This window comes from Caldicellulosiruptor sp. F32 (assembly GCF_000404025.1).
Classification (GTDB): domain Bacteria; phylum Bacillota; class Thermoanaerobacteria; order Caldicellulosiruptorales; family Caldicellulosiruptoraceae; genus Caldicellulosiruptor; species Caldicellulosiruptor saccharolyticus.
The window spans coordinates 17,353-41,179 of sequence record NZ_APGP01000104.1 but is presented as its reverse complement, the minus strand read 5'-3'; the positions used below and the strand labels follow the sequence as shown (position 1 = coordinate 41,179).

General features: G+C 35.4%; 28 protein-coding genes. 22 read left to right on the top strand and 6 right to left on the bottom strand.

Annotated elements, in window-relative coordinates; translation table 11 throughout:
• The 4 genes from H964_RS09535 to H964_RS09525 form a co-directional block, all read left to right on the top strand.
• The coding region (locus H964_RS09535; protein WP_237738266.1) for a DUF1659 domain-containing protein at positions 1-226 on the top strand (226 nt) is incomplete at its 5' end.
• A gap of 65 nt (positions 227-291) precedes the next feature.
• Complete coding sequence (locus tag H964_RS09530) at positions 292-501, top strand: DUF2922 domain-containing protein (protein WP_039767048.1); 210 nt, start codon at positions 292-294, stop codon at positions 499-501.
• A gap of 99 nt (positions 502-600) precedes the next feature.
• Positions 601-750, top strand: coding sequence for a YvrJ family protein (locus H964_RS12225; RefSeq protein WP_011915711.1), 150 nt, complete (start codon positions 601-603; stop codon positions 748-750).
• A 77-nt stretch (positions 751-827) separates the two neighbouring features.
• Positions 828-1,340, top strand: coding sequence for a hypothetical protein (locus H964_RS09525; protein WP_039767047.1), 513 nt, complete (start codon positions 828-830; stop codon positions 1,338-1,340).
• Positions 1,341-1,985: 645 nt separating this feature from the next.
• Here the strand turns inward: H964_RS09525 and H964_RS09515 are convergent.
• The 5 genes from H964_RS09515 to H964_RS09495 all read right to left on the bottom strand — a co-directional run bounded on the left by H964_RS09515 (position 1,986) and on the right by H964_RS09495 (position 7,648).
• The gene (locus H964_RS09515; protein WP_039767043.1) at positions 1,986-3,776 is read right to left on the bottom strand and encodes an ATP-binding protein; all 1,791 of its coding nucleotides are present in this window, start codon (positions 3,774-3,776) and stop codon (positions 1,986-1,988) included.
• A 19-nt stretch (positions 3,777-3,795) separates the two neighbouring features.
• Entirely contained in the window at positions 3,796-5,676 is a 1,881-nt protein-coding gene (locus H964_RS09510; protein WP_039767040.1) for a hypothetical protein, read from the bottom strand.
• Between the two features lie 444 nt (positions 5,677-6,120).
• A complete protein-coding gene (gene queC / locus H964_RS09505) occupies positions 6,121-6,798 on the bottom strand; it encodes a 7-cyano-7-deazaguanine synthase QueC (RefSeq protein WP_039767039.1) in 678 nt (225 codons plus the stop codon).
• A 35-nt stretch (positions 6,799-6,833) separates the two neighbouring features.
• Complete coding sequence (locus tag H964_RS09500; RefSeq protein WP_039767037.1) at positions 6,834-7,208, bottom strand: RidA family protein; 375 nt, start codon at positions 7,206-7,208, stop codon at positions 6,834-6,836.
• A gap of 41 nt (positions 7,209-7,249) precedes the next feature.
• Complete coding sequence (locus tag H964_RS09495; protein ID WP_011915717.1) at positions 7,250-7,648, bottom strand: zinc ribbon domain-containing protein; 399 nt, start codon at positions 7,646-7,648, stop codon at positions 7,250-7,252.
• 167 nt (positions 7,649-7,815) lie between these two features.
• On the opposite strand from H964_RS09495, the gene H964_RS09490 reads away from it, so the two are divergent.
• Together H964_RS09490 and H964_RS09485 are read left to right on the top strand one after the other, a co-directional pair.
• On the top strand, positions 7,816-8,010 hold the full coding sequence (locus H964_RS09490; protein WP_011915718.1) for a MoaD/ThiS family protein: 195 nt from the start codon (positions 7,816-7,818) through the stop codon (positions 8,008-8,010).
• Between the two features lie 21 nt (positions 8,011-8,031).
• Positions 8,032-8,943: a TIGR00269 family protein gene (locus tag H964_RS09485; RefSeq protein WP_039767036.1), complete on the top strand. Its 912-nt coding sequence runs from the start codon at positions 8,032-8,034 to the stop codon at positions 8,941-8,943.
• A 70-nt stretch (positions 8,944-9,013) separates the two neighbouring features.
• Here H964_RS09485 and queE read toward each other — a convergent pair whose 3' ends face one another.
• Complete coding sequence (gene queE / locus H964_RS09480) at positions 9,014-9,667, bottom strand: putative 7-carboxy-7-deazaguanine synthase QueE (protein WP_039767034.1); 654 nt, start codon at positions 9,665-9,667, stop codon at positions 9,014-9,016.
• A 739-nt stretch (positions 9,668-10,406) separates the two neighbouring features.
• Between queE and H964_RS09475 the strand changes: the two genes are divergently transcribed.
• The 16 genes from H964_RS09475 to H964_RS09400 all read left to right on the top strand — a co-directional run bounded on the left by H964_RS09475 (position 10,407) and on the right by H964_RS09400 (position 23,760).
• A complete protein-coding gene (locus tag H964_RS09475) occupies positions 10,407-10,670 on the top strand; it encodes a hypothetical protein (RefSeq protein ID WP_039767032.1) in 264 nt (87 codons plus the stop codon).
• On the top strand, positions 10,660-11,142 hold the full coding sequence (locus H964_RS09470; protein ID WP_051109331.1) for a nucleotidyl transferase AbiEii/AbiGii toxin family protein: 483 nt from the start codon (positions 10,660-10,662) through the stop codon (positions 11,140-11,142). Before H964_RS09475 ends, H964_RS09470 begins: the two co-directional genes overlap by 11 nt.
• 215 nt (positions 11,143-11,357) lie before the next feature.
• Positions 11,358-11,765, top strand: coding sequence for a DUF1284 domain-containing protein (locus tag H964_RS09465; RefSeq protein WP_039767030.1), 408 nt, complete (start codon positions 11,358-11,360; stop codon positions 11,763-11,765).
• A 68-nt stretch (positions 11,766-11,833) separates the two neighbouring features.
• Entirely contained in the window at positions 11,834-12,781 is a 948-nt protein-coding gene (locus H964_RS09460; protein ID WP_039767062.1) for a biotin--[acetyl-CoA-carboxylase] ligase, read from the top strand.
• A 7-nt stretch (positions 12,782-12,788) separates the two neighbouring features.
• Positions 12,789-13,916, top strand: a complete 1,128-nt coding sequence (gene folP, locus H964_RS09455; RefSeq protein WP_083931517.1) for a dihydropteroate synthase — start codon at positions 12,789-12,791, stop codon at positions 13,914-13,916.
• A gap of 11 nt (positions 13,917-13,927) precedes the next feature.
• Positions 13,928-14,137 (top strand): DUF3006 domain-containing protein, encoded by a 210-nt coding sequence (locus tag H964_RS09450; RefSeq protein ID WP_333782455.1) that lies wholly within the window; start codon positions 13,928-13,930, stop codon positions 14,135-14,137.
• A 29-nt stretch (positions 14,138-14,166) separates the two neighbouring features.
• Positions 14,167-14,637 (top strand): 2-amino-4-hydroxy-6-hydroxymethyldihydropteridine diphosphokinase, encoded by a 471-nt coding sequence (gene folK, locus H964_RS09445; RefSeq protein ID WP_039767055.1) that lies wholly within the window; start codon positions 14,167-14,169, stop codon positions 14,635-14,637.
• 18 nt (positions 14,638-14,655) lie between these two features.
• Positions 14,656-15,441, top strand: a complete 786-nt coding sequence (locus H964_RS09440; protein ID WP_156823681.1) for an SDR family oxidoreductase — start codon at positions 14,656-14,658, stop codon at positions 15,439-15,441.
• Positions 15,442-15,460: 19 nt separating this feature from the next.
• Positions 15,461-16,015, top strand: a complete 555-nt coding sequence (locus tag H964_RS09435; protein ID WP_039767028.1) for a Uma2 family endonuclease — start codon at positions 15,461-15,463, stop codon at positions 16,013-16,015.
• Positions 16,016-16,045: 30 nt separating this feature from the next.
• The gene (locus tag H964_RS09430) at positions 16,046-17,398 is read left to right on the top strand and encodes a hypothetical protein (RefSeq protein ID WP_039767026.1); all 1,353 of its coding nucleotides are present in this window, start codon (positions 16,046-16,048) and stop codon (positions 17,396-17,398) included.
• Positions 17,399-17,454: 56 nt separating this feature from the next.
• Entirely contained in the window at positions 17,455-18,123 is a 669-nt protein-coding gene (locus H964_RS09425; RefSeq protein ID WP_011915731.1) for a PspA/IM30 family protein, read from the top strand.
• A 211-nt stretch (positions 18,124-18,334) separates the two neighbouring features.
• Positions 18,335-20,641 (top strand): SpoIIE family protein phosphatase, encoded by a 2,307-nt coding sequence (locus H964_RS09420; RefSeq protein WP_039767024.1) that lies wholly within the window; start codon positions 18,335-18,337, stop codon positions 20,639-20,641.
• Positions 20,625-21,707 (top strand): stage II sporulation protein D, encoded by a 1,083-nt coding sequence (spoIID, locus tag H964_RS09415; protein WP_237738265.1) that lies wholly within the window; start codon positions 20,625-20,627, stop codon positions 21,705-21,707. The genes H964_RS09420 and spoIID overlap by 17 nt, the downstream gene beginning before the upstream one ends.
• Positions 21,708-21,736: 29 nt before the next feature.
• A complete protein-coding gene (locus H964_RS09410; protein WP_039767021.1) occupies positions 21,737-22,138 on the top strand; it encodes a hypothetical protein in 402 nt (133 codons plus the stop codon).
• Complete coding sequence (locus H964_RS09405; RefSeq protein WP_039767020.1) at positions 22,089-22,685, top strand: hypothetical protein; 597 nt, start codon at positions 22,089-22,091, stop codon at positions 22,683-22,685. The genes H964_RS09410 and H964_RS09405 overlap by 50 nt, the downstream gene beginning before the upstream one ends.
• Before the next feature lie 139 nt (positions 22,686-22,824).
• A complete protein-coding gene (locus H964_RS09400; RefSeq protein WP_011915736.1) occupies positions 22,825-23,760 on the top strand; it encodes a hypothetical protein in 936 nt (311 codons plus the stop codon).
• Positions 23,761-23,827 lie beyond the last annotated feature (67 nt).

Genomic DNA, 23,827 nt, shown 5'->3' with positions numbered 1-23,827 from the left:
AGGTGAGGCAAAGATGGCAGCAAATCCACTTACAGGAAATCTTTTAATTAAACTTCAAAATGGAACAACTTCAACTGGCAAAATCAGAGTCAAAACACTCTCTTATGACATCCGACCAGATGCGCAGGATTTGGATGTTTATCAGGTTGCTCAAGCTATAGCAAGCCTTCAGACAAAGCCACTTTACGCAATCATCAGGCAGAACAACTTTGAGCTTGTGTACTGATACACTTGAGATCTTGAGGCTTTAATGCCTAAAAAGTCTTTTAGCAAGAAAGGAGGTGAGAAGCAGTGCTCACTTTGGTTTTGACATTCAGGCTTCAAAATGGCAAAACATTCAGGCTTTCAATCCCAGACCCCAAGAGCAATTTGACAGCACAAGAAGTTGAAAATGTAATGAATTTGATAATCCAGAAGAACATTTTTTCAGTGTCTGCACCAATTGTTGAGAAGGTTTCAGCGAGAATTATAGACAGAAATGTAAATCAGCTCATTGGCTAAAAATTGGTGGGGCTGTCTTCTTAAAAGCTAAACAGAAGGCAGCCCCGATATGTCTTAATAAAAGCACATGATAATTTAAATTAACAGGAGGTGATATCAGTGCAGGAGATTATAACAAACATTGCTAACATAGGTTTTCCCATTGTACTTTGCGTATATCTTTTAACAAGGTTTGAAAGCAAAATTGACAAGCTTTCTGACACCATAGACAAGCTCTCAGAAAAAATAATACAGATTAAAAGCAATTGACTTGCAAACAATTGTTCGTTATAATAAATATAAAAGTTGTAAAATCTGGTGAAGTATCAGAAGGATGGTGATTTTAAATGGACAAGATTCCAAGAGATATTATATACTTTGTGCCACAGTATCTTGATAGCGGCGATGGAGTTATGCTTCTTCTTTTAAACGGTGAAAAGAAAGTCTGTCATATGTCAATCAGAAGCTTTACAAAAAAGCTCTATTCTATGTATGCAATTGATCCTTTGACTATAAAAAAGCTCATCTCAAAGAAGATAGGGCAGAAGAACCTTCTTCCAATTGTTCTTCCAGATGTTACATTTATCCCTGTCAAGACCAGAAAGGCAAAAGTAGCAACAGACCCTATCTTTGGCTATGTGAACTTGTCTCAGGTTTTTAAAATAGATGAAAAGAAAGAAGGTTTTGAGATTTTATTCAAGTGCGGAGCAGTTTTGCAGTGTTTTGGCTCTGCAAAGTATTTTAAAAGAAGGATAACAGCTGCAAGCATAATCAGCGACTATTTCTCTTCAATGTGGGCAAAAGGAGTGTGTACAATAAAAGAAGAGTGTGAGCTTGAAAATGTCTTTAGTTTAGAGTAGGGCAAATAATTCATTTTGCATGTGGCATCAGGGCTGCAACATCCTTTTGCAGCTTTGGTGACCACGTTTTTTATAAAAAATTCAGAAAGAAAACTCCTACCTCTCTCAATCTCCAAAGGACAGGCTACAAACTTGCTTTCTTTTTCAAATGTTTCTGCAGTAATATCTTACTCACACCCAAAAGGAAGGTTACAAACACGTCAAATAACTTGATTTTATTATATCTAATATTATATACATATGTAGATGTTTTCACATCAAAACATCTATGAATAATTAAGTTTAATATAGAAAAATCAATGAGCGAAACCACCTTAAAGCCTTTCGTCTATACAGCTGCTGCCAGAGACTTCAAAAAAGCTACGCCAAATCTAAATGAAACCGCATACAAATCAAACCTCAAAATTTTTACACTGGAGGCCGATGGATACAACTTTTGATCAAATTGTAAAATCTATTTATATTCAGAGCATAAATATAAATCAAGAATTGTACAATCAATTTTACATACTTTTTGAGCTTTCCATTGAATCAATAAAGCAGCTGATATGAAATATATGAATGTTCAATTTATCAAGAAAATGGTATATATAAGCTTTGCTAAAGAAGAGTGGTTGTACAATGAAGTTTTCAACGAAATATAGGTTACAGCCTGATTAAGAACCTTTCTATTGCATCATTTGCATTTTCAACATAAATTGGCATTGGCACAGCTTCGAGACCAACTGCGTCATAGCTTACAAGAAGCCAGCAGCCTTTTTTGAATTTGAAAGTTTGCTTGAACATATCTTCGCCTATACCAAAAGCGTCAGTAATTCTTTCTTGGTCAGATTTTCTTGGGAGTTTGCTCACAAAGTATGTATGGGGCTGTGCCATGATGTTTGTGTTAAGATAAGTTATTCGCTGAGTGGCAATTCCAACGCCAAGCCCAAATTTCCTTCCTCTTCTTGCAAGGTTCATCACAACTTCACTTGAACGCTCATAAGAATCTTTTGCATCCTGTGGAATAAATTCATCTGCCTCATCAAATATAAAGCTCACTATAGGTTCGATTATTCCATTTCTACGCCTATCTTCAAAGATTGACATGCCAAGCTGATACGCTTTGTTTCGAAGATCATTTGGGTCATGAGATTGGAATATCAAGAGCGATTTTTTAGAACCATCATTCAGTAGATTCAAACTGGTTTCTTGGTCTATGGTATATTCTGGTCTTGTGGAATTTGAGGTAAGATCCCTATATTTATTTTCAAGTTCTTTGACAAACAATTCCAAGTTAGAACGAGCTATGCTGTTCAAATCCCCTGAAAGATAATTGTTTTTTATTCTTTCTATAGTAGCCTTACAAAGATTAACATCAAGTGGGCGGTTAACCTGCTTCATCTTTTCAACAAGCTCTCTTAAAGTTGCTTCGCTTCTTCCAAGATATCCTTTAAAAAGCTGTTTTTCATGAAGTCTTACAAAATCAGCCAAGGTCAAACCTGAATCTTGCCACAGTTTTATCTTTTTATCATTTAAAATTTTATAGAATGCTTTTGTAAAAAGGTCTCTGTATTTGGCAAGACCTTTTGGATACAAAGAAGAATATGCCATGTCCTTAGCTGCTTTGATAAGCAGTTTTTTATGCTCTGCTACCTCTGGATTGCTTCTAAAAACCTCTAAGACAGATCCAACAAATGTCTTTTCGCCAAGTCCGACGATATAGGCTTGGTCAATTGAATACAGAAGGTCGACAAGCAGGGTTGAGTACTCACTCATCAAGTCAAAAATTACTATTTTTACAGGAAGTTCTACATCAAGCATAATTTTTCTAATGAGAGTGCTCAAAAGATTTGACTTTCCAGCACCTGTAAAGCCAAAAATTCCAAAATGAAGTCTTAAAAGCTCTTCAGTTTTGAGCAAAATCTTGACATTTTCATCTCTTATTAGATGCCCAATTTTTATTATCTGTTCTTGACCATCAATTCCGTGGTTGATTATTCTGTTTGTCAAATTAACATCAAGCAAAAATGCTTTTGCGCCTATCATAGGAAGATTTGACTCAATTCCAATTTCTAATTTTCCACTGCTGTTTATAACAATCTCAAAATTGGTGGGGATTGCGATACATTTTATCTTTGTTGCATCATCAAGTGGTTCATCCTGCTGGTCTTCCCAGTCTCTATAAACATTTTCAGCAGCTTCGACCAAAAAACCAGGATATCCACTCAGGTCATTGTTAAGACCATAGTGCAAAGGCAAAATGGATGAGATTTCAAGAATACAATAGTGAATTTTGTCAGAAGACGACGAAAAGTTCTGGATTGCCAAAAGAGACCCTTCTTTTATCTCATTTATTGCTTTTTTGGTGTAGTCAAACCAAACCTCAGCCCTGTATCTGGTGTAAAAATCCGAATCTACTTTCATAAGTATTCCACTTATTTCCTGATTAAACATATCTCAATTCCCACCTTTTTTAGTTTTCATCTTCAAAATCTGTATTGTCTCTTAATTTTCTCAAAGGCTTGGCCAGAGGAAATCTTTTTTCTTCTATGTCAGAACTTTTTATAATCCCTTTTGCAAATCTCAAGAGAGTCCTTGCGCTTCTGTCAGCTTTATGAAGCGGTTCAGGATAGCCTATAACCTCTGGAAAATGATTTTTTGTAAGAACGCTCAAAAAATACATATTCATTGCCTGTCCCCAGCTTGTAAAGGTTTTATCTAAGTGTATAAATGGGCAAATAGAGCCCAACTTGGGTGAATCAATTAATGTATTTTCTAAAAAATTTTTGTCAAGGCTTGGGTGCAAAAGCCTTTCAATAAATATTGCATGCCCCATTGAAGGGATTTTTTTCTTTCTGCTAATGAAAAACTGTGCAATGGATTTTGCAAATATCCTATCATCTGCAACAATGTGTCCTTTTACACCAGTTATTTCGCCTTTTTCGTTCACGAAAAGTGTTGAAAGTGCAGAGTCAAATTCCACAGAAGACCAAGGCGAGTTGAGATTGTGATTGAAGTATGCGTAGTTTTCAAAAAGCAGTCTGTCACTGCACAAAATGGGTATAGGATACTTTTCCATTTTTTCTTTCATCTCAGCTGATAACAAATTGCTTGCGATGAGGAGCTTAAGATAGTTTCGAGAAAAATATCTGCTTTGTGAATCCTTTGCAATTCCAACAAGTAAAATATTGTTATCCCAGCACTTTTCAATTAAAGCTCTTATTCCCACTGAAATTAAAAAGTTGATGTCGTCATGTGATATTACTCTTTTAAAATTTTGGTGCGAGATATTTTGGTACGGTGTGCCACTATCTTTGTAAAAATCTAACTCTAAGGATTTTGGGTCTTTTTTGATAAAAAGCTGAGAACAGAAATACTCAAAAAATTCAACTGTATATTGCCAACAAAGATCAGGAGATGTATCCATTTGTATGCCGTCTTCTTTGATTTTTAAAATTTGGTTTTTTTCTAAAAACTGGACAATTCGCTTGAGATCTTCAATATTTTTCCCAGTTAGCCTGCAAAGCTCATCATAAGTAAAGGCGGTTTTTGTTCTGTCTTGGCTCATTGATTGAGTGACTTTTGCAAGAAAATATGAATAATCCCTGTACTTCTTTTTAGATGGTACAAGCAACTGATAATTAAAAGGATGGGATAGCGAAACAACCACATTACTAATTTTTATGGTATCGTTTCTGAACCTATGACCTAACAATCCCAAGGATTTATAATTAACATATGGAATTCTCAAGAGAGAGCTTGGCATAAGGTCTAAAAGGATTATTTGAGGCATGTCAATAGTAGAGGATGAAGCCATATGGTATGCAAGGTAGATTTCTGCTAATCGCATAAGTGAAACGTGAAGGTTTAAAATCTCTTGATAATCTTTATCAGAACTTATACCCAAGAGTTTCTTTTCTTCTTCGCTTGCGATAAATTCAATTTCATAAGGCATAATTGGTATTTGGGCCATCATTGTAACATCTCTTGAAAAGTCCCATTTTTCATACTTGATTTTTTCCGAGTAAGGAGCAAGTATGATTTTTCCTCTTGCACCGTAGGCTCCAGCAAAAAATATTAGGTAATTGGAACTTTCCCATTTTGTACAAGTGCCATCAATTGCAACAAAGTTTATTTCTCTTTTTTGAAAAAAGCTCTCTATCTTTTGAGAAAGTTGATGCCTGAAAGTGGGGTTTGAAAAAAAACTATCCCATTCTATGGCAAAGTCAGGCATCACGTTTTCATAGAAGCCTGAAAGAGCTTGAAATATGCTACTTAAGTTTGTATTAAATCTAACTTTAGACTGGGTAATTGAATTTTTCCAAAAGGAATACATTTGGGACAGTTTAGACATATAAAAATTCCCCAATATTTTTTCTATTTACCTAATATTATAATTGTTTTGACGAAAATGTACAGGGGGATTGTGATAAAAATGCGAATATTCAAAACAATTCACATTTTTAATTTGTAATTATGAGGTGATTTTGATGAAAAAGTTTATAAATCATCCGACAAAAGCTTGATTTCTTAGAGAAGCAGTATCAACAAGAGAAGATTGAAAGCCAAAATATAGAATATCTCAAAAGGACAATAAGCTGCTTTTCGAAAAATCCCCTTATTAAAAGTTATCTGGAATAAGTTAGGAAATATTTTTGACATTTTAAGTGATACAAGTCTTAATACAAAAGATTCAGAGATAAAAGTTATTTTCAACTGTGAAATGGGCAGATAAAGTAAAATACAAGAGGCTGTCCACTTTGAAATATATGTGGGCAGCCTTATTATTTTAGTTTTTTCATGTTTTTTGGTCCCAGTCAATTTCTATTTCGTATTCAATAGGGTCTTTTACCCCAATTTTTCTGAAAGCTTCTATTCGCTCTGTACAAGTTCCACATCTTCCACAAGCTTTTTCACCGCCTTTGTAGCGGGACCAGGTGAGAGAGTAGTCAACACCAAGTTTTAGCCCAATCTTTAGAATATCCTCTTTTTTCAAGTCTACATATGGAGCTTCAAGCTCTACAATTTGATAGTCACAAAGAAGAATTGATCTTTTCATAGCTTCAACAAATTCTTTTCTGCAGTCAGGATAAATAGGATGGTCGCCAGCATGTGCTCCGTAGAAGAGCTTTTGTGCTTTTAAGGATATTGCATATGATGTTGCCAAGCTTAAAAAGACCATATTACGATTTGGAACAACTGTCTGCTTCATGCTCTCATCTGTGTAATATCCTTCAGGCACTGACCAGCTGCTTTTTGTCAAGGCTGATGGTGCTAAGTCTGCAAAAAAAGATATATCAACAATCTTGTGTGGAACTTTCAAAAGTTCACAGGTTTTCTTTGCAAATTCAAGCTCTTTTGAGTGTTTTTGACCATACAAAAAGCTAATAGCATAGGTTTCATATCCTTGGTTTTTGATATCATAAAGTAGAGTGGTTGAATCCATTCCACCAGACAGAACAACAACAGCTCTCATTTTTTAAAATAGCCCTTCCTTTCTTTTTCAGCTTTTTACTTTGCAGCAATAACATCAACTTCAACCAACGCACCTGGCAAAAGCTTTGCTTCTACAGTTGTCCTTGCTGGATAGTTTCCTTTGAAGATGTTGCTATAGACTTCATTAAACTTAGCAAAGTCAGCCAAATCTGAAATATATACGTTTACTTTTACAACATCGTCAAAACAAAACCCAGCCTCTTTTAATATAGCTTCGATATTTTTAAAGACAAGCTCTGTTTGAGCTTTTATGTCATCACCTTCTATTTTCCCAGTTTGCGGGTTTATAGCAAGCTGGCCAGACACAAAAAGCATATTGTTAATCAAAACGGCATGTGAATAAGGGCCGACTGGTTTTGGAGCGTCGTTTGCCACTATACACTTTTTCATTTTTTATCAGTTCTCCTTTCTAAAGTAAGTCTTTAAAGATTTTATTCAAGTTTTTGACCACAATATGGGCAGTACAGGAAGTTTTTTGAAACTCTGTTTCCACAGTTTGGACAAAAATCAGAGTCAATGCCTTCTTGGTACATTCCCTGCAAATTTCTAAAAAGTTCAACATCAGCAAGGGTAATAGGCACATCTTTGCCATACTCTAAATCATGTGCAAGTTGAGGGTTTGTAATAAGGTAAACTTTTGAACAACAACTTGTTTGAATAAAATATCTTGTGTTCCACCTCAAAACAGGTATAAAAAAGAAATGGAGATAGTTATAAACCTTAAAAAGAGTGTACGAACCTTTGCGTGTGCAAAATGGGCATATTTCAACATCTATTTGACGAATGACTTTTGCCTTTTCTTCTATACCAAATATTCCTATAAAGAACATCGACTTTAAACTCAGCTCCAGCTAAAATCTTCTTTTTAATATTTTATCATTTTAATATATGTTTTCAACCACAGAAGAAGAAACTCCTCAAAAATTTTCATGATATAATTGAGGTATGCTATAATTAATAAGGTATTTTAAATATTTTGTGGGGAGGGATTTTAAAGGTGACAGTGGTATTTGTTGGAACAAACAAACAGGTTACTATAAAAGGACCGAAAAGTGCCCAGCAGCTTGCAAAAGAGCTTGGGATAAGCTTAGAGTCACATGTTTTTATAAAAAACGGTGAGATTGTTGCTCCAGATGAAATCATACAGGATGAGGATACAGTTGAGATAATCTCTGCAATCTCAGGTGGCTGATGAGAAGGGGGATTTGGTTAATTGAAGTGTGTAAGATGCAAACAAAAAGCTAAAATTTTGCTCAAAAGACACAATGCAGCCTTTTGCAATGAGTGTTTTTTGTATTATTACAGAAATCAAGTAGCTAAAAATATTCGCAAATACAAGATGTTTGACAAAAAAGATAAGATTTTAGCAGTAATCTCTGGTGGCAAAGACAGTATGGCTCTTTGGGATGTTCTGGTCAAAGAAGGCTACAATGTTGTTGCAATGTATATAAATCTTGGAATAGGTGAGTATTCCAACAGGTCACAAGAGGTTGTTGAGAGCTTTGCAAGTAAAAATAACCTTCCGCTCATTGTAAAGGACATCAAAAAGGAGTTTGGACTTGATATATACAAGCTTTCAAAGACTTTAAAACGAAGTCCTTGTTCTATTTGTGGGTCGATCAAAAGGTATTTGTTTAACAAGGTAGCATACGACGGCGGTTTTTCGGCTGTTGCAACAGGTCATAACTTGGACGATGAAGCGGCAACACTTCTTGGGAATGTCTTAAGCTGGGAAGAGGGGTATCTTGCAAGACAAGCACCAGTGCTACCTCAAACTCATCCAAAACTCATAAAAAAAGTAAAGCCTCTTTATAGTTTAACAGAAAGAGAAAACCTCTACTATGTGCTTTTGAACAAGATTGAGTTTTTGCATGAAGAGTGTCCTCATTCTGTTGGAGCACGTTCAATTCTTTTCAAAGAAGTACTAAATAAGCTTGAAGAGGAAAGCCCTGGGACAAAGCAAAGGTTTTTAAATGGTTTTCTTGAAAAGGGCAGAAGGCATTTTCAGGATGTGAGTGAAAAACTTGAACTAAGAGAGTGCAAAACTTGTGGACAGGTCACAACGACCGAGGAGTGTTCGTTCTGCAGGTTTGTAAAGATTTGCAACCAGCAACAAGAAACTTAAACTCAAAAAGGGCTGGCAGCTTTGAAAATCCAACTCGTCCAGCCCTTTTGTTATTTATTTTGTCCTATTTTTAAACTCCTCTTTCTCTATCTGGCCAGATTATCTTGTGAAGCTGAAGCTGCAGTCTGCAGTTTTGAAGTTTATGTGATAGGATGAAATTCACAATTTCTTTTGGTTCAATTTTCCCATGCACAGGACTGAAGTAGATATTGCATGAAGGCTCAAATAACCGGATTATTTCAAAAGCTCTTTCTAAATCCTGCTTTGTTCCAACAACAAATTTCAAAACGTCAGACTTACCAAGATATTTAATATTGTCTAATAACATCTTGTCTTCCATTCCACTTGATGGACATTTGTAATCCATTGTGATAATGGCATTTCGGTTGACATATCTTATATCAACAGAGCCATTTGTCTCAATGTTAACTTCAAAACCTTCTTTAATAAGGCTATCAATAAGGTGGTATATGTGAGGCTGTATTAAAGGCTCGCCACCTGTTAGGGTAACCCTTTTAAAACCTGTTGAATTAACATATTCAAGTATTTGGTCAAGTGTTATTTCTTCATAGTTAGGATTTTGTGTGGCATACCTTGTATCGCAATAAGAGCAGTTCAAATTACACCCTGCAAATCTCAAAAAGATAGCAGGAAACCCGCTTCTTATTCCTTCTCCTTCGATGCTGACAAATTTTTCTACAACTTTGAATTTGGCTTTTTTCATTTTATCACCCTACCAGTTTTAACATCCAGTCAAGAAGAGTGTTTTTGCAAAAAAGTAAAATTCTTTTTATGCTATAATTTTTAAAGCATGACAAGCAAGAAGCTGTGCATTGATAAAATCAGCGGTGTAACTATTTTAATACATAAAAATTTAAATTTCAATGAAATATAAATATTCTTGGCAATATAAAAACCACCTTGACCTCATCAACTGAGGTGGTTTTGAGAAAAATGATTTTACTTTTTATATCTAAGTTCCCCAAAGGTAGGCTACAAACCATTAGAAAGTTTGGATAACTCAATTTAATGTAGAAAGGTCAAGGAATATAAGCACCTCAACTCTTTCCGTTTATCCAGCAGCTGCAATAATCTGAACAAGACCTTACTCTACCACGATGAAACCGAATACAATTTAAATCTTAAAAAATTGCCATTAGAGGTCGACAGAAACGACTTTTGGTCAAAATGGATATACATGCAAAAAAGATAAAAACTACAAGTGTGTAATTATAAACCGCTATAATTAAATATTAAATAAACATAGACAATGACTTCATTCATTTTATATTGAATATAACTTTCAGGAAAGTATATAATCAAGACAAGAGAAATTTATATAAAAAGAACAAAAAGGTTCAGGGATTATTATTTAGGAGCCTGTGCAGCAAAATGTTTTTGACCTCTGGACTTAGGACATATGAGAGAGTGTATAATTTCATAAAGCTTTAGGGGTGATAAAGATGATAGAGACTACACTCAATGCCCAGACAGTAAATTACCTTACCGAAAGAAAACTTGCAGATATGATAAAAAATCAAGAGTTCAAGGAAGAATTTTCTGTGCAGATATATAACTTCTTTACCGATGTTCCACTGGAGGATATTATACGATTTGTTATAAAATACAAGATTGATGAGAATATTTTATTACAGTACTATGAATCTTTTGTAAAAGAATTATATCCCAATAGAGAGTTAGAGGAGATGTTGCGAGATGTTATCTGAATTATTTAATAAGGCGCTACTTATTCTGGACTGTGCAAAAATACCTGAAGAAGAATGGACATTTGGTGGTGGTACAGCTCTTTCTTTGTACTTTCACCATAGAGAAAGCAAAGATATTGATATCTTTTTAACCGAAGCACAATATCTTCCATTTCTCTCTCCTCGGCTAAACGAAGTGGCAAGAGAAATAGTAGATGATTATACTGAGGCATCTAATTTTGTAAAGCTAAGGTTCCCAGAAGGCGAAATAGATTTTGTCGTTGCGCCATACTTAACCAAAGATTATTGTCAAATTATGGAGATTAATGGTAGAAAGGTGCGGCTTGAAACACCAGAGGAAATAATTGTCAAAAAACTTTTTTATAGGGCTGAAAATTTAAAAATTCGTGATATAGTAGATATTACGATTGTTTACAGAGAGAGAAAAAACCAAGTTAAAACAATATTTTTTATTGATTTATCCAAAAATTGAAATTATTGAGCATCGATGGGATAAACTAAAGAAAAAATATTTTGAAGACATTGGCAAAATCAAAATATTTAACAAAAGCTTGATAGAACAAGTGTCTTTGTTATTTAACCAATATTTGGAAGATTTGAGGCAAATGTCTCAATTGTAATTTTGTACTTTGGGTGAAAGTGGTATAATTAAATTAAATCAATTGTAGGCGTTATAAGTCAAGTTTCATGATAGAATTAAGATTTCACCATCTTTTGTGTTTTCTTGGCTTTAGAGGACTTGGTTATAACAAGGAGTTTGTGGATAATTTTAGAAAGGTGTATGAGAAGGTTTTTACTGAAGGCCAAAAAGTCATACTTGTCACACACCCAGATGTTATATGCCAAAAATGTCCAAGACTTGTGGATGGTATTTGCGCAGCAGAAGATAAGGTGAAAAACTTTGATGTAAAGCTTAGGGAGTTTCTTTGCAAAAACGGTATTAGCAATTTTGACAGTGTTTTGCCAAATGAGATTTACAAAGTAATAAAAAAGCTCTCAACCCAGGAATTTGAGAGTATCTGCAGAAGCTGTGAGTGGTTTTCCTTGGGGTATTGCAAAGAGGGGCTCTTGAAACTAAAAAGTGAGCAAAATTAATAAGCTTAAAAGAGGCCTCTAAACAAAGAGATTTGATTCTTCAAAAAGGAAGGGATTTTTTGAAAGCCATGGACAAAAAGTCAATATACATATTAAAAAAGCTCTGTGAAGAAGACTTTGTCTCAGGCGAAAATCTTGCAAAAGAACTAGAAATCAGCCGTATGGCAGTAAATAAAAGAATAAAAAGCCTGCAAGAGATGGGCTTTGCAATAGCATCTTATAAGAAAAAAGGCTATCAGCTTGTTGACAAAGACATAATAAGAGTTTGGGAGATAGAAGATTTCATCTCAAAGTCTGAGTTGTTCAAGGATTTCTTATATTTTCCGCAAATAGACTCAACAAACAACTATGTAAAAGAAAATCAAGAAAGCTTGAAGTCAGCAACAGTTGTATATGCAGAAAGACAGAATGCTGGCAGAGGACGGCTTGGCAGAAGCTGGACTGACTTGGAAAAAGGAGTTAAGATGTCTATTTTTCTGAGGCTTGAGGTCATTGACATAGAAAAGGTGGTTCCGCTTACACTCTTTACAGGGCTTATTGTCAACAGGGTTTTGAGAAAATATACAGTTCAAAGTTTTATCAAGTGGTCAAATGATATCCTTTTGAATGGCAAAAAGGTATGTGGGATTTTGACAGAGCTTTCAGGTGAGATCGAAGGTAGAGGAAATGTCATCATTGGAATAGGTCTTAATGTAAATGCAGCAAGCCTTCCAGATGAACTTCTTGAGATTGCAACCACATTAAGGAAGGAGATGGGGATGGACTTTGACAGGACAAAAATAATTATTGAAATCTTAAAAGAATTTGAAAACGAGCTTGAGAATTTTAAAAAGTATGGTTTTCCCCATTTTAGGGATGAGTATAAAAGCTATTGCATAAACCTTGGCAAAGAGATTATCATAAATGGCGAGAAAAAGGTGTTTTGTAAAGACATAGGCCAAAATGGTGAGCTTATCTGTGTACAGGATAGCAGAGAAATAAAAATCCAAACTGGAGAGGTGACAATAAGGTGGTGAAAATAAATTGAGATTTATTTCAAAAGATGCAAATATAAAGAAAATTATGTATCAAAAAGGGTTTGATGAGAAGGAGATTTTAGATTTTGAAAAAAGAGCAAATAGTGTAGTTTTAAAATTTGAAAATGTCAAAGATATTTCGCACTTTGTAAAGCTTCTTTCAGACCTTGGTTATTATGTAGTTACAAAAGATGATATTGCCTTTGCTACAACTTCAAAGTCTAATTTTGAAAAAACAAAGTGTTATCTTGCTGAGGAGGGTTTTGAGTGCAGCTTTGAAGCTGATTTTGCTATTTCACAAAGAATGCTTCAAGCAAAGGACAAGGTCATAAATCTTCTTAAGACAAATGTGATGGGTATAATAAATGTCACGCCAGACTCTTTTTATGAAGGCTCAAGAGTTGACTTGGCTGGGGTTTCCCAAAAAGCACTTGAAATGATTCAAGACGGGGCAGATGTGATTGATGTTGGAGGAGAGTCAACAAGACCATTTTCAGAACCAGTGCCAGAAGATGAGGAGCTAAAGAGGGTTATTCCTGCAATTGAAGCAATAAGAACTGTTAGCAAGGACATTCCAATCTCCATTGACACTTATAAAAGTTCTGTTGCAAGAAAGGCAATAGAGGCTGGTGCTGACATAATAAATGATGTTAGCGGTGGCACATTTGACAAAGACATGTTCAAGGTAGCAGCAGAATATAATGTTCCTATTATTATCATGCACATAAAAGGCACGCCCAAGGATATGCAGCAAAACCCCTATTATGAAGATGTTATAGAAGAGATTTTGCAGTTTTTTGAAAAAAGGATTGATGAGGCACTCAAAGCAGGGGTTGAGCTTGAGAACATCATCTTAGACCCAGGGATAGGGTTTGGGAAAAGGCTTGAGGACAATTTAGAAATAATAAGAAGATGTGAAGAGTTCAAAGTTCTTGGAAGGCCAATTTTGATTGGTGCGTCAAGAAAATCTACAATTGGTACTGTGTTAGGAGGGCTTCCACCTCAAGATAGGCTTGAAGGGACAATTGCAATTTCGACAATTTGTGCACTAAAGAGGATTGAATTTGTAAGAGTGCACGATGTGAAAGAGAACAAAAGAGCAATCTTGATGACAGAAGCTATTATAAATAGCTAAGGAGAAGGGATGTGGATAAAAAAATGAAGGTTGTAATTGACAGGTTTGAAGGTAAGTTTGCAGTACTTGAGCTTGAGGATGGGAAGATTGTAAATGTGCCGATTGACATAATTCCTCAGGGTGCAAAAGAAGGAGATGTGCTTTTGATAGAGATTGACAAAAAAGAGACAGAAAATAGACAAAAGAGAATTAGCAAGCTTTTTGAAGAGCTAAAAGAATAAATCAGCACAAAGGAAGGAAGTTATTGAAAGTGTCACAGAAGATAACTATTTTTTTAGGGCTTGGGAGCAACCTTGGTGACAGGCAGAAGAATATAGAGATGGCAATAGAGTATTTAAAAGAAAAGGTAGAAATTGAAAAGGTCTCAAAGATTATTGAGACAGAGCCTTACGGGTATGTAGAGCAGCCAAAGTTTTTAAACTGCTGTGTAATGGGTAAGACACAGCTTTCACCCGCTGAGCTTTTAGATTTTGTGCTGAGTATAGAAGAGAAGATGGGCAGAAAAAGGCTTTTTAAATGGGGTCCGAGAAACATTGATATAGACATTTTATTTTATGACTCTGCTACAATAGAGCAGGAGAATTTGAAAATTCCTCATCCAGAGTTACACAAGCGAGAGTTTGTGCTCCTGCCACTGATTGAAATAGCACCAGATTTTGTCCACCCAGTGTTTAAAAAGACAGTTCTTGAGCTCTACAGAGAGCTTAAAAATTCAATGTGAAAGGTGTGAAATTTGGGTATGGAATTTTTAAATATGCCAGAGTTTGAGGGCAAAATAGTTGTTATTACAGGTGCTGCCCAGGGAATTGGTCTTGTAACAGCCCTATCTTTTCTTAAAAATGGGGCAAGAGTTGCAGCAATTGACGTTGATAGAGAAGCAATTGAGGATGCAATGGAAGACTTTTTCAAAGGGTATGAAGGAAAAATACAGTTTTTTGAATGCAATTTAGCAGATGCGGAGGATATTGAAAGCACTTGTCAGGAGATTGGTCGAAATTACAAATGGATTGACATTCTTGTAAACAATGCAGCAGTTTCTTCAACAAAGCCAATTTCGCAGCGGACAGTTGAAGAGTGGGATTATGTGATAAATGTAAACCTTCGCGCACCATATCTTATGGTAAAGTACCTTTTGCCTTTCATGAAAGAAGGGAGTAGTATAGTTAATATTGCCTCAACAAGGGCGCTCATGTCAGAGCCTAACACAGAGCCTTATTCTGCATCAAAAGGAGGAATTTTAGCGCTAACTCATTCTTTGGCAGTTTCACTTTCACCTAAGAAAATCAGGGTAAACGCAATAAGCCCGGGGTGGATAGACACCTCATCTTACAAAAAAAGAAAGTATCGCCACAAGCCAAATTTGCGCGAGATAGACCATCTTCAGCACCCGGCAGGCAGGGTAGGTAGACCTGAGGACATTGCAAATACAATCTTATTTTTGACATCACAAAAGAGCAGTTTTATCACAGGTACAAACTTAATTGTAGATGGCGGTATGACAATTAAAATGATATATGAAGAGTAAAATTGAAGGTGATTAGAATATGCTTGCTGAGAATAAAAAGTGTACCTATGAAGAGTTTTTGAGAATTTCTTCTGAGAAAAGAGCAGAGTTTATAGACGGTGAGATTTATTATTTGGCATCTCCCTCTTTTGAGCACCAGATGGTAATATCAAAATTAAACATTGAATTTATGAGGTATTTTGAGGGCAGAGAATGTATTCCTGTAATATCACCATTTAATGTTGTGTTTGAGGACAAAGAGAAAAATGAGAGGCACGTTGTTCAGCCAGATATTGTAGTGATTTGTGACAAAAGTAAAATCACCGATGAAGGTTACAAAGGAGTTCCTAAACTCATTGTTGAGGTGCTATCGCCTACAACAGCTTCGGTTGATTACATTAAAAAAATGCAGCTTTACAGCAGGTTTGGGGTTTTAGAATACTGGATAGTAAATCCGCGCAACAAATCGCTACAGATATTCGTTTTAGAAAATGGAGTATATATTGAACATATAGCACTTTCTCAAACAGGCATTGCTGTGTCAGCTGCCTTTGAAGATATGAAAGTGAATATAGAAAATATTTTCAATTTCTAATGTTTATTTGGAAAAGAGAGGATTTTAAAGATGTGGGGAGGATTTTTCTCAAGTTTCGGTGGAGATTCAGTTGAGATTCGCTTTTCAAAAGAGTTTTATATTCAAACATTCTTGAGCATCTTAGCCTTGATTGCCGCTGTAGGTGCTGTATTCATTGTAATCTTAATTATAAGAAGAAGGCAAAAAAGATTTGAGAGGCTGAAAAATCTCCAGCTTGTTGAGGAGTATTACCAAAATATTTCAAAGAGGATTTTAGAGGCAGAAGAAAAATTGCCGTATTTAAAGCTAACTATGAGCTATAAGGAAGTAGAGGAGAGGTTTAACAATGCAACTTTAAACTTTACTTATTTGAAAGAGTATTATGATGGGATAAAGAAAAGCTACTCAGAAAGTGAGCTTAAAACTTTTCTTAACATCTACAGAATAATAAAAAATGATTTAGATTTTATAGAAGAGGTCTTGAAAAACTCAGAGGCAATATTGGAAAAAGAGATTGAAAGAAAAGAAAAGATTGACAGAGAGCTTGAGGCTGTTAAAAATAAGCAGGATTTAAAAAATAGAATAAATGAAATATATGAAAATGTCTATTCAGAGGATGTTTTAAAAGAAAAAATAGAGGGTATAAAAAGACTTGATGAGAAGATAGAATATTACAAAAACTTGCCTGAGGACAAAAAAGAAAAGTATTTGACAAATTTGATTAGTTTTGTGACAAATGAATTTGAAGAAAAGTATCCATTGATTTTAGCAAAATTGCCCAGGCTTGCGGAGAACATCAAAAAGGAATATGATGAGCTTTTGGCAAGACTAAAAATATCGGAAGATGTTGGAAAACTAATTTTAATTGAAGAGTTTTTAGACAAGTTTTCAAAACTTGACTCTGGCCTTTTTAAAGAAAAGACTTATGAGAAAACTTACAGCAAGGCTATTGTTGACAAATTTGCAGAGCTTAGGACAGAATACGACAATGTTGGTATGAAGTTTTACAAGATTGACCTGAAGATTGACCAAGTAGAAAGACTTATTCAAAGTGGTGCAAGACAGGAAGTAGTTGAAAAAGAGCTCGAGATTTTGAGTATGTTGATATCAAACTTCAAAAAAGATGCATCAGAGTGCAAAAGGCTTTTAGAGAGTTTTTCAAGCTTTTTAGAAAAGGCAAGTTCAAGGATATCAAACAAATACGACTTTAATATGTTAGAAAGTTATAAAGAGAGGTTGAAAGACCTTTATTATGAATGTAACTTTGATGAGTTTAAAAAACGCTACATTGAGGCCGAAAGCCTTGCACGAAATATTGTTTTAAAAAGCTTTCCTGACAGAAAAGAGGATTTTTTGAAAAGGTCTTTTAAAGACTTTTTTGATGACTTTTTTGACAGATGCTAATTATGTGCTACAAATTTTGATTAAATAAAAATTTCAAAAACAGGGGGTAACTTGAAATGGGTGTTTTTCAAAAGATTGCTCAGTTACTTAAGGCAAACATCAACGATTTGATTGAAAAGGCTGCCGACCCTGAAAAGATGCTCAATCAGCTCATTGAGGACATGGAAGACCAGCTTCAAAAAGCAAGGGCTGAGGTTGCAAATGCCTTGGCAGATGAAAAGCTTTTGGAAAAGAAGGTTGAGGAAAACAGGAAGGCAGCCGAGGATTGGCAAAAGAAGGCTGAGCTTGCAGTTTCGAAAGGCGAGGATGAGCTTGCTGTTGAGGCTCTCAAGAGAAAAAGAGAGCATGAAAGACTTGCTCAGGAGTACCAGAAACAGTATGAAGCTCAGCATGAGGCGGTTGAGAAACTCAAAAGTGGTCTTAAGATGTTAGAAGACAAGATTGAAGAAGCAAAGAGAAGAAGAGATTTGCTGATTGCAAAGTCAAAAAGGGCAGATGCTCAGATTACCATTACCCACACAATGAGCAAATTAACAGATACATCTGCGTTTGAGTCGTTTGAAAAGTACGCTCAGAAGATAGAGCAGAAAGAAGCAAGGGCACAGGCTCAAGAAGAGCTTCTAAATAGCACAAAGACATTAGAAGATAAATTTAAGGAGCTTGAAAATAGTGATGCAGATATTTTAGATGAGCTTCAAAAACTAAAAGAGAAGATGGGGAAATAAACGCAAAAACTGAATTGTAGAGAGCTTTTTGGGCTTTTTTAAAGGTGCGGGAGAGTAAAAATCCCGTACCTTTTTTTATTTTTGGGCTTCTTTTTGGATTTTGTCGGAAAAAAGTTTTAGTAAACCTTCCGATTACAACACAAAGTGCCACAGTTTATAGTGTAGATTTTATGTTACACAAAAGATTTAAAAGAGAGGAGATTGATTTGCTTTGGACAAGATAGAAGTTTTGGAGTTTAAAAGACAAAGCTTAAAGAAGGGACAGTCAGAAGGTTCAAGAAGCCTATTTTTTTTCAATGCAGAAGAGTATTTTCTTTTGATTTTGGCCTTTCTGCTTGGAAGGTGTGACCTTTTTTCAACAAGCTTTTTTTCAACTTCTTATCTCAGTAGCTTCAAGAAAAAAGACTACATCTACTATTTAGCAGCATTGTTTTCAATCTTTGGGATAATCTCAGCTTTAAGCATGTCCTCAATACTAAAATATGTAGTTTCAATCCTGGTAGTTACTACTGTCAATCATTTTTTTGAATTTAATGTCTACATAAGAGCTGTAATTGCAGCAGGGAGTGTATTTGTTGGTGGAGTACTTTCAATTAGTATATTCAAAGGAGTGCCAGTAGAAGTTTTGTATCTTCTTTTAGAATCACTTTTTTGCTACTGCTTTGTACTTTTGTTTGAAAGGTTTTTTGATACTATTGGTTCAAAAAAACAGTTTTCAAGCGAGCAGGCGGCTATTACCATAGGAGTTCTGGCTCTGAGCTTTTTAGGGCTTAGCAGTACATTTGACTCTGTTGTGGATGTAAAGAAAATTTTATTTTTCATTCTGCTTTTTATAATCTCTTTTGGCCATGGCATGATAATGTCAACTACAATGGGGTTTGTGGTTGGTCTTCTTGACAGCATTAAAGAGGGAAGCAGCATAGAGATGTCATGTATCTTTGCGTTTGCAGCCCTTCTTGCCGGGGTTATGAAAGGTTTTGGCAAGATAGGAATAGTCTTAGGCGGTTTTTGTGGATATGTAATATCAGTATTTTACATATCCTCAAACCCAACTGTTAAGTTAAGAGAAATTTTGATTGCCTCAGCTCTGTTTTGCATATTTCCGCTTGAAAAGATTCTAATTAATGACAATAATGAAGGGGAGGAGATTCAAAAGATGATTAAGGAAAAAATTTTTGGTATTGCCTCTTTACTTGAAAACTTTGGAGACACCTCTTATCAAAAGGTGATACCTATAATAAGCAAAGATGAAGCAAAGAACATTATTGAACAAACATGTCACAAACTTTGCAGCGGCTGTTCAAATCTTCAAACATGCTGGCAGTACTATTATACTCAAACCAATCATAACTTAAATGAGATGAAAAATATAATATTGAAGAAGGGAAAGCTTGACGAAAGCGACCTCAAAGTTTTTAAATTTACATGTTTTAAATCAAAAGAGTTTGTGGTTGTTGTAAATGGATTTTTGGAGTCTTTAAAATACTCAAAACTTGTGAGAAACGATGGGGTTCAAAAGGAGAGTGCGTTTAAAAACCAGATAGAGCTTATAAAAGACATTGTGGCTGATGCTGCAAAGATGGTGGAAAAAGACCTAAAACAGGACAGGGGAACTGCTAAAGAGATAGAACTTGAACTTTGCAGGTTTGGATATGAAGTCGAAAAGGTAGATTTTACGTTAGCTGATGATTATTTTCAAGTTGAGATTGAGCTTAAAGAAGGCTTCAAACCGCCGCGAAAAAAAGAAATAGAAGAAATTGTAAAGGAGATTGTTAAATGCGATATTGAAATAATCTCAGAGGTGCCAAAGCAAACTGGCGGTTATACTATATCTATCATAAAAAAACCAAATGTGATAATTGACTATGCCATCTTTTCAAAAAGCAAAGAGAATGTAAATGGCGATAGAGTGTGCTTTTTGCAGCTAAAAGACGGGAAGTTTTTAGCCTGTATCTCAGATGGTATGGGAACAGGCAAGGCTGCCGCAGATAACAGTTTTATTGTAATAGACGCACTCAAAAAGTTCACAAGCTTAGGGTTTGACAGGAAAATTGCATTAAAGTTTATAAACTCATTGCTTGCAATCAAAAACACTGAAGGGTTCGCATCTGTTGATATTGTCTGCATAGACAGGTTCAATCTTTCCTGTGAGTTTTTAAAAGCAGGTGCAATGCCAACGTATCTCAAACGCGCAAACAGGGTTTTTGAAATTTCTTCAAACTCATTGCCTGTTGGGATTGAAACAGAGACTCAGTTTGAGTATATAAATCACAAACTTGAAAAAGGTGACATGATATTTATGTGTTCAGATGGGCTTTTAGAGCTGTTAGGCGAGGATGGTCAAAAAGCGCTTCTTGACTATCTTTCTTCACATGAGTTTTTGTCAACCCAGAGCGCAACTAAACAAATCTTTGAATGGGCAATTTCAAACTCTTATGGTATCAAAGACGATGTGACATTAATTGTTTTAAAAGTTGGGGGTGTAAGTGAAAAAAAAGGTGATGAAAAGGCAAGTTAAGAAAGTTTTTGTTGTAGACAGGTTTCTCATGGGAGCTACTGTGGTAGTTTTTCTCTTTGCAAGCATTCTATCAAACTGGACAAACTATGGAAAACAAAATGTTGGAAAAAGTCAGCTTCCAGTTCCAGCTACAAAAAATAGGGGCAGCAAGGTTGTGTCAAGGAGTTTTGAAAACAAAAAAGGTGACAGTTCAAAGAAGCAGATTTATGTAAATGTACTCAGAAAAAGCACAAAAAAGGTTGAGAGAATGTCTTTAGAAGAGTATGTGATTGGAGCTGTTGCAGCTGAGATGCCAGCAGAGTTCGCAACCGAGGCACTGAAAGCGCAGGCAGTTGCTTGCCGCACATATGCAGCACGAAAGATTTCAAAAAAGATTCTGCATAAAGGATACGAAAAGCAAAAGGTGTATCTTTGCGATGACTATTCTCACTGCCAGGCATATATCGATATAAACCAGATGAAACAAAGGTGGGGCAAGAACTTTGACAAGTACTACAAAAAAATATACTTGGCTGTGATGGCAACAAAAGGCGAGGTTTTGGCATACAACGGGGAGATTATAGACAGTCTTTTTCACGCAGCCTCAGGTGGCAGAACAGAAGATGCCAAAGAGGTGTTTGGGCAGAGCGTTCCGTACCTGCAAAGCGTTGTTAGCCGTGGTGAAGAGGCATGTCCAAAATTCAGTGGCGAGTTTTATTTTCCTTATGATGAGTTTGTAAAAAGGATCAAGAATTTTTATCCAAACTTAAAGTTTGACACAAGAAAGATTTCTTCCCAGGTTAAGGTTTTACAAAGAACAAACACACAAAGGGTAAAGACAATAAAAGTAGGGAATGTCACCATGAACGGAAATGAGTTCAGGTCAATCTTTGGGCTTTATTCAACAGAATTTTGGATATACCCTCAGCAAAGGGGTATTGAAATAAAAACAAAAGGATATGGGCATGGTTTGGGTATGAGCCAGTGGGGTGCAAACTACCTTGCAAGGCAGGGGAAAAATTATAAAGAAATTCTCTTTTATTACTATAAAAATGTGAAGATTTGTAGGGTAAAATTAAAAGTATAAAATCTTTGAAAAAAGGAGCAGGATAAAAATTGAGGTGTTATTTAATTAGCAATGATGTCAGAACGTTAAAAGAGTATATTGAAAAGATAGGTCCAGACAAGTACGCAAAAGAATACCTTCTGAGAAAAATGATATATCTTCACATATACATAGAAAACCTCACACCAACACAGGCAAATATTATCAAGCAGACAATGCTCTCCATTGGCTCGGACGCTGTTGTAAACAAGGGGTGTATTGACCATTCGGTTGAGAGTTCTGACTGTCTTGTGTTTGGTAGCCTTTTGCAGCTTGAAAGGTTTTGTGAAAAGCTAAAAAAACAGCCATTTAAACTAAAAGAGGTGGCATATGAAGTACAAAAGATTGTGGAGGGGTTTAAAAATGATTGCCTTTGTTCAGGTAGAACCAGGGAAGAAAAAGATGATAGTTGAAAATGGACTTAGTATAGAAAATGACTACAATAAAAAGATTGGCCTTTGGGGAATTAATGTAAAGTGTATTTCGGGGTTTTTAAGTCCTGAGCCAATTTTTGGAGACTTTGTTGCTGTGAGAGTAGACACAGAAAGTTCATATATAGCAAATTACGACCTTTGGACAGCATTCCAGCTTACAAAAAACGAGGAGCTTAACAAGATGTATGTGAACTCTATTGTAAATTTTAAAAGGTATAGGTTTGGAGAGTATAGAATACCAGAGGTTTTGATTTTGTCATCGATCAAAAAAGAGGATGTGCTGGACATCTCAGAGATAAAAGAATTAAGTGATAGGATTTTGTCAAAGAACGACCAGATATACATCAGCTGCTTAATTGAAAGAATTACACAAAATCCAAATATAGCAAAGTATATTGTACTTAACTATTTCGATCAGCTAAGCAGTAGTAATCGTGAAATAACAAAAAAGGTTGTTGAAAAAGGTGATAGCAAACTTTATATATTCATCCAGGAAGATAGGTATGCTTGGACTGTTGAGATTTGACAACAAAACCCCTTGAGAGCTTAGATAAATCTAACAAAGTTGTACAGGGGGCAGTATACATTTTATATTATTTGTTATACAATTTTTATATAAAGTCTATACCTTTGTTTCTTTTCGCAAACTCAAGGGGGACTTTTGCATGAAACCCAGGATTTTCCTGGTATTTGTCTTGATTTTGACACTTCTGAGTGGCTGCAAACGCTCTGAGCCTAATGTCAAAGAGTATTCAAAAGAAGGAAGGTGGGAGATTTTCAATTTCAAAGGCAAGGCATTTTTTCTTGACTGTGACAATTCAAACGTAATTATAAGAGGGAAAAAAGAGTTAAAAAGCGCCACAGTTCGATATGTCAAAAAGATATTTTGGAATGTTGATGATAAAACTTCTTCATCTAAATTGCTTACAAAGTCAGAAATTGAAAAGACCTTTGATGACATGGAAATAAAGATTGAGAATACGCTTGACAGACTATATATAAAAGCAAGAGCTTACAGTGGTGAAGCCATTTTAGCAAATACACTCTCAAATCCTAAGAAAGAGTTTGAGTTTGAGGTTTTCCTTCCTGAAAAGTGCAAGGTGCTTGTCCAAAACAGCAACGGTAATGTTAGCATCTCAGATATACAAGATGGTTCAATATACATAGTAAACGGCAAAGGCAATATCACAATTACAGATGCAAAGGCCTCAATAGAAGTAAAAAACGGCGAAGGAAATATAAGACTTGACTATGTAAATGGTGATTTTTCAATAAACAACGGAAATGGGAATATAAATCTTAAGGTTGAGAAGGCGGGCGTTTTTAAGGTGATAGGCACAAAAGGAAACATAAATGCCAAGATTGATGAGCTTGATGGCTTTGGTCTTTCGTCGTTTGTCAGCTTGGGTGAGGGAAATGTAACCTTCCTTGTTGGTAAAAATATAAGAGCTCGCATTAAAGTCAATGCAAATGGTAAGGTCCAATCCAATTTTAATATGATAAAAACAGGTAAGCATTACTATATAGACCTTGATTCTGGCAAAAATTTGATTGAGATTGTCAACCTTAATGGAACGGTTAAGATTGCAAAGAACTATTGAGAATAAAAAATCCAAGGGGCCGTCCAAACTTTTTTTAAAAATTTAAGGTGAAGATTGAAGGCCCCTT

What these genes read in the sequence shown, in the direction of transcription:
- queE (WP_039767034.1), bottom strand. Translation starts at nt 9,667, where the DNA reads ATGAAAAAAGCCAAATTCAAAGTTGTAGAAAAATTTGTCAGCATCGAA.
- H964_RS09435 (WP_039767028.1), top strand. Translation starts at nt 15,461, where the DNA reads ATGCTTGCTGAGAATAAAAAGTGTACCTATGAAGAGTTTTTGAGAATT.
- H964_RS09400 (WP_011915736.1), top strand. Translation starts at nt 22,825, where the DNA reads ATGAAACCCAGGATTTTCCTGGTATTTGTCTTGATTTTGACACTTCTG.
- H964_RS09460 (WP_039767062.1), top strand. Translation starts at nt 11,834, where the DNA reads ATGGACAAAAAGTCAATATACATATTAAAAAAGCTCTGTGAAGAAGAC.
- H964_RS09495 (WP_011915717.1), bottom strand. Translation starts at nt 7,648, where the DNA reads ATGTTCTTTATAGGAATATTTGGTATAGAAGAAAAGGCAAAAGTCATT.
- H964_RS09430 (WP_039767026.1), top strand. Translation starts at nt 16,046, where the DNA reads ATGTGGGGAGGATTTTTCTCAAGTTTCGGTGGAGATTCAGTTGAGATT.
- H964_RS09500 (WP_039767037.1), bottom strand. Translation starts at nt 7,208, where the DNA reads ATGAAAAAGTGTATAGTGGCAAACGACGCTCCAAAACCAGTCGGCCCT.
- H964_RS09425 (WP_011915731.1), top strand. Translation starts at nt 17,455, where the DNA reads ATGGGTGTTTTTCAAAAGATTGCTCAGTTACTTAAGGCAAACATCAAC.
- H964_RS09405 (WP_039767020.1), top strand. Translation starts at nt 22,089, where the DNA reads ATGATTGCCTTTGTTCAGGTAGAACCAGGGAAGAAAAAGATGATAGTT.
- H964_RS09475 (WP_039767032.1), top strand. Translation starts at nt 10,407, where the DNA reads ATGATAGAGACTACACTCAATGCCCAGACAGTAAATTACCTTACCGAA.
- H964_RS09465 (WP_039767030.1), top strand. Translation starts at nt 11,358, where the DNA reads ATGATAGAATTAAGATTTCACCATCTTTTGTGTTTTCTTGGCTTTAGA.
- H964_RS09510 (WP_039767040.1), bottom strand. Translation starts at nt 5,676, where the DNA reads ATGTCTAAACTGTCCCAAATGTATTCCTTTTGGAAAAATTCAATTACC.
- H964_RS09525 (WP_039767047.1), top strand. Translation starts at nt 828, where the DNA reads ATGGACAAGATTCCAAGAGATATTATATACTTTGTGCCACAGTATCTT.
- queC (WP_039767039.1), bottom strand. Translation starts at nt 6,798, where the DNA reads ATGAGAGCTGTTGTTGTTCTGTCTGGTGGAATGGATTCAACCACTCTA.
- H964_RS09440 (WP_156823681.1), top strand. Translation starts at nt 14,656, where the DNA reads ATGGAATTTTTAAATATGCCAGAGTTTGAGGGCAAAATAGTTGTTATT.
- H964_RS09470 (WP_051109331.1), top strand. Translation starts at nt 10,660, where the DNA reads ATGTTATCTGAATTATTTAATAAGGCGCTACTTATTCTGGACTGTGCA.
- H964_RS09515 (WP_039767043.1), bottom strand. Translation starts at nt 3,776, where the DNA reads ATGTTTAATCAGGAAATAAGTGGAATACTTATGAAAGTAGATTCGGAT.
- spoIID (WP_237738265.1), top strand. Translation starts at nt 20,625, where the DNA reads ATGAAAAGGCAAGTTAAGAAAGTTTTTGTTGTAGACAGGTTTCTCATG.